Source organism: Streptomyces pratensis, assembly GCF_037137275.1.
Taxonomy (GTDB): Bacteria; Actinomycetota; Actinomycetes; order Streptomycetales; family Streptomycetaceae; genus Streptomyces; species Streptomyces pratensis_B.
The window spans coordinates 1-4,816 of the sequence record NZ_JBBBEN010000054.1; the positions used below are offsets into that span (position 1 = coordinate 1).

A 4,816-nucleotide genomic window follows, 5' to 3' on the forward strand; every position below is an offset into this window, starting at 1 on the left:
AGTCCGGTGGGGTCGATGCGGTTGACGGGGTCGCCTTCGGCGTAGAGGTAGGGGTTCTGTTCCTGGCCGGAGGGGTCGGGGGTGGTGAAGCGGCCGATGTTGGGGTCGTAGTAGCGGGCCGCGTAGTGGTAGAGGCCGGTGGGGTCCTGGTAGCCGCCGGCGAAGCGGTAGGGCTGGGGGACCGTCTCGGTGGTGGTGGGGCGCTCGACGCCGCGGGGGCTGTAGCCGTACGTGTTGACCTTGGTGCCGGTCTCGTCTGTCAGGGCGACGACGCTGCCGAGTGCGTCGGTCAGGTAGTAGTGGTTCTTGCCCCCGCGGGTCATGGAGTTCAGCGTGCCCCCGGGCTCGCGGTTGAATCCCGTGTCCACTCCGGCCGTTGAGGTGGCGGACAGGCCGAGGGGCCCGTTGTGGAAGAAGGTGTCGCCGAGCTTGATCCGCTCGGACTGGTCGGTGGAACCGTACTGCCCGGCGTAGGTCTTGCCGCCGGTGGTGATCGACGTCATCTGGGAGTAGTCGGTCCATTTGACGCCGGTGCGGGTGGACTCGGGGGTGGAGGCGCCGGCGGTCTCGTTGCCGATCTTGTCGTAGGACCAGCTCGTGCTGGAGCCGTCCTTCGCGGTGATCTGCTGGGCGTCGTTGACCGTGTAGGTGGTGCCGCGCGGGCAGCCCTTCTCCACGCCCTGCGAGGTGAGGTTCCCGGCGAGGTCGTAGCAGTACTGCCAGGAGGCGTTGAGAGAGGTGCCCTTGTTCTCCGCCGCGTACGAGAAGCGGCCCGCGCTGTCGTACGCGTAACTCGTCTTCGTACCGCCCACCGCGTCTGTCGTGGTGCGGATCTTGTTGCCGTCGGTCGCACCACCGGTTCCGTAGCCGTAGGTGTAGGCCAGGTCAACCAGGGTGCCCTTCGGGCTGCTCGCCGTGATCTTCTCCGGGCGGCCGGACTTGTCCGGGGTGACCGTGTGGACGGTGTTGCCGGGGTAGGTGGTCTTGGTGCGGACGTCGTTCTCGTTGTACGCGTACTTCGTGATCTTGCCCTGGGGGTCCTTCAGTTCGGTGTGTTGACCTTGTTCCAGGTGTAGTCGGTCAGACCCGCCGGGTCCTTGTAGGTGTCGACGTTGCCCGCCGGGGTATAGGTCAGCACCGTCTGCGAGCCGTTCTGCAGCGTGCGGACCGTCTCGCGGGCGAGCGGGTCGAACGCGTACTTGATCACGCCGGTGCCGTCGGAGCGCTGGGTGAGGTTGCCGTCACCGTCGTACTCGTAGGTGACCGTCTGGTAGTTCGAGGAGTCGACCTTCTTGACCCAGTCGCGGTGGTCGTAGGCGTAGGTGATGGTGATGCCGCGGGCGTCCTTCGCCGACGAAACCCGGCCCAGGTCGTCGTAGGTATAGGTGGACGTGCCCAGCGGGGCCGGGGCCTTGACCGTCTTGAGAATGCCCTGGGCGTCGTAGGTGAAGGTGGTGGAGACCGACTTGGACGCCGTCAGCTTCGTGGTGGCCTTGCAGACCTGGCCCTCGAAGCCGCCACAGGTGGGGGTGGCGGGGTTGTAGTCGAAGGACTGATTGCCGCCGGTGCCCTCGACGGCGACGGACTTGGTGTTGCCCGCCGTGTCGTAGGTGTAGTTCGTCTCCTCGTTGTCCGCCGTCGTCAGCGTCCCGGGCAGGTCCGCGCCCGCGATCGTCTGGTAGCCCGTCACGCTCGCGGTGGCTCCGGTGGGGAGGGTGGAGCCGGTGGGGTTGTTGCGGGAGTCCCAGCCGTAGGTGGTGACGTTGCCGTCCACGCCACCGGTGCCCATGGCATCGGTGGCCTCCTCCACGTTGCGGTTCGCGTCGTACTTCCTGGAGCGCGACCGCTCCAGCGCGTCGGTGACCTTCTCGACCTGGCCGTCCGCGTCATGCTCGTACTTCGTGGACTGCTGCTCCGGATCGGTGACCGTCGTCGTGCCGGCGTCGTCGTGCGAGCCGGCGGAGTAGGCGTAGGTCCAGGTCGGGCCGGTGTGGCCGGAGCCGTTGAACTCGGTGGCCCGGAGCATCGACGTGACGCGGTTCTCATCGTCATAGGTGAAGACCGTCACCCGGCCCTCGGGGGTGGTGATCTTCGTCAGGCGGCGCGAGGAGTCGTAACCGAACACCGTAGACTTGCCCTCGGTGTCCGTCGTCTTCACCAGGTCGCCATCGGCGTTGAGGTCGAAGACGGCGGTGCGGCCGGTGTGGTCCTTGGCCTGCCACTGGTTCGGGTAGGTCTTGAGCAGCTCCACCCAGCGGCCGGAGCGGGTCTCGGTGAGCTTGAAACCCTTGTGCTCGGAGCCCTCGTTGTGCTGGGTGACGGTGATGGTGCCGTTGTTCTTGTCGGTGACCTTCGTCAGCGTGCCGTTGGTGTTGTAGGTGTCCTTGGAGCCGGACTTGCGGTCGGTCAGCGTGTAGGTGCCGTCCGCGTTCTTCTTCAGGTCCTTGGAGTACCCCTTCGGCGTGGTGAAGGTGCCATCGGCGTTCTCCGTGAAGGACGCCGCATCCCCGGTGGCGCCGAAGAGCACCACTTCGCTCGCGTAGAGGTCGAGATAGCGCTCGTACTCCTGCCACCACCGCTGCGACACCTTGCCCCACGGGGCGTCCAGCGAGTTGTACGTACGCGCCAGCCGCAGCTTCTGCCCCACCCCCGCGACCTCGAAGTCCGTCCCCGCCAGCATCGGATTGCCGTTGGAGTGGTTGACCCGGGCCACCAGTGAGTCGGTGATCCGGAAGTCGGATATCTCATGCCAGGGCACCGCCCCCTGCCCGCGTGGCACCCAACTGCGCACACCAGCCGACGAACGCGCCGCGGGCGATGAGATGCTGCCACCGGCCCTGGCCCGCTCCTCCTGCGCGGCCCGCCATGAGGCCGCCGCCGCCAATGGCGCGGACTCCTCCACGTTGGCTAGCGGCCTGTTGGCTCCGACCTTGACCGGCGGTATGGACTGCGGATCGGCCTTCTTGTCCCAGACCGACACCGAGGCCGAGCCCGGGGCCGGGACCTCGCCCGGCGCGGCCCACGTCGGCAGTGCGGAAGCACCCAGCGCGGCCACCACCAAGGCCGCCATCAGAGCACCTCGGCGAGATGTACGGGCACGCCAAGACGGCATGCCGGAAGCACGCGAAACCATGCGATCCCCTTACGGGATATGAAGACGCAGTGGCCTCCCCGGGCCACCGGAAGCCCACACGCTGCCACGAACCCCTCACACGACACGAACAAGTTCTTGACCAGAAGAACGTAAACGTGCTAGAATAAGCTGACTTGAGCGCCCGATTCCGCCCGAAGCGTCACCCACCACGCCCTCTCTTGCCCTATGGCAACAGTTTCGGCGCCAAAGGAACCGGGCCGAAACCCGACCACGCGAATCACCCGCCTCGCGCTGACCGATCTGAGCCTCGCGGTGCTCACAGGATCCTCGCTTCCCGCACCGCCTCGGGCTCTGTCCACGCTGGGAGCGGAGCAGGACCGGCCGCTTCTCCCGGCACCTCCAGCGCGAGGGGCCGACCAGGTCAGTCGGCCAACCCGATGTCCAGCGCACCGGCGCTGGTGACCCTCCTGGCCGTCGTAGTAACTGATCCAGGCGCCGGTCAGCTTGCACCCGGGCTCCACCGTCGGCGCGACAACGGCTTCGGCCAGGAGCACCTCGTTGCGGGTGTTGCACCCGTCGCCTGCGTCGTCGCCGCCGTTCCAGTGCTTGAACTTGCTGCGGGTGTATCCGGTGCGGTCCTCCTCCGCGACCGTCACCAGGGCGACCGCGTCGGCCAGCGTCATCACTTCCGGTGCCGGGGCGGCCTGCGCGGCGGGAGCGGAGAAGAGGGCGGGGACGAGGGAAAGTGCGCAGTCCACGCGCGATGTTCTTGATCACCACCGCTGTACCGGCCCCACCCACCAGCGGCGAAGGCTACGGCCACCGGGGTCACCCGCGTGGCCGAGAAGATGCACCGCAGGAACGCTTCCGCTGTCCGGCCGCTCGGCCCGGGACGCCGGGGCGTGGCAGGTCACCTGCTGCTCGGGGTGGGGTGGAGATGCGGGCCGCCCTGCCCCGCGTGAGGATCAGGAGTACGACGTAGTGGGCCCGGCGCTTCCGACCGGGCGTTTCTCCGACCTTTCCCTCGCCGCGCAGCGGCGCAGGAGTTCTGGAGGTGGAAGAGATGCCGCGACCGTTGTGGGCAGGGGCGATCAGTTTCGGGCTGGTCACGATCCCGGTGAAGATCGTGTCCGCGACCGTGGACCACGATGTCCACTTCCACCGGGTGCACCTGGAGGACATGGGCCGGGTGCGGACGCGGAAGGTGTGTGAGCTGGATGGTGAGGTCCTCTCCCAGGAGGAGATCGGCAAGGGCTACGAGATCGCGAAGGACCAGACGGTCACGGTGACGGACGAGGAACTGGAGCAGATGCCGCTGCCGACGGCGAAGGCGATCGAGATCGCCACGTTCGTCGACGCGGAGACGGTCGACCCGGTTCGTATCAGCGACTCCTACTATCTGGCCGCCGACGGGCAGGTCGCCGTGAAGCCGTACACCCTGTTGCGCAAGGCGTTGGAGCGGTCCTCGAAGGTGGCTGTGGCGAAGCTCGCGTGGCACGGCCGTGAGCGCCTGGGCCTGCTGCGGATTCGCCAGGGCGCGATCGTGTTGCACTCCATGAAGTGGCCCGTCGAGGTCCGCAACCCGCAGGAGCTGGCCCCGCGCGCGGTCGAGGTCGGCGAGGAGGAGATCGAGCAGGCTCTGCAGCTGGCCGAGCGGATGACGATCGAGGACCTGTCCGGTTTCCACGACGAGTACCGTGAGGCGCTGGAGGACATCATCGC

At 67.5% G+C, this 4,816-nt stretch carries 1 protein-coding gene and 2 pseudogenes; 1 reads left to right on the plus strand and 2 read right to left on the minus strand.

The annotated features are described in order from the left end of the window. Together V9U70_RS03335 and V9U70_RS03340 are read right to left on the minus strand one after the other, a co-directional pair. Nucleotides 1–3,070 (minus strand): annotated as a pseudogene (locus V9U70_RS03335) (RHS repeat-associated core domain-containing protein); the annotation flags it as partial. Nucleotides 3,071–3,530: 460 nt separating this feature from the next. Next, nucleotides 3,531–3,871: pseudogene (locus V9U70_RS03340) on the minus strand (HNH endonuclease); the annotation flags it as partial. Between the two features lie 286 nt (nucleotides 3,872–4,157). On the opposite strand from V9U70_RS03340, the gene ku reads away from it, so the two are divergent. Then, a partial coding sequence (gene ku / locus V9U70_RS03345) for a non-homologous end joining protein Ku (RefSeq protein WP_336672915.1) occupies nucleotides 4,158–4,816 on the plus strand: 659 nt, incomplete at its 3' end.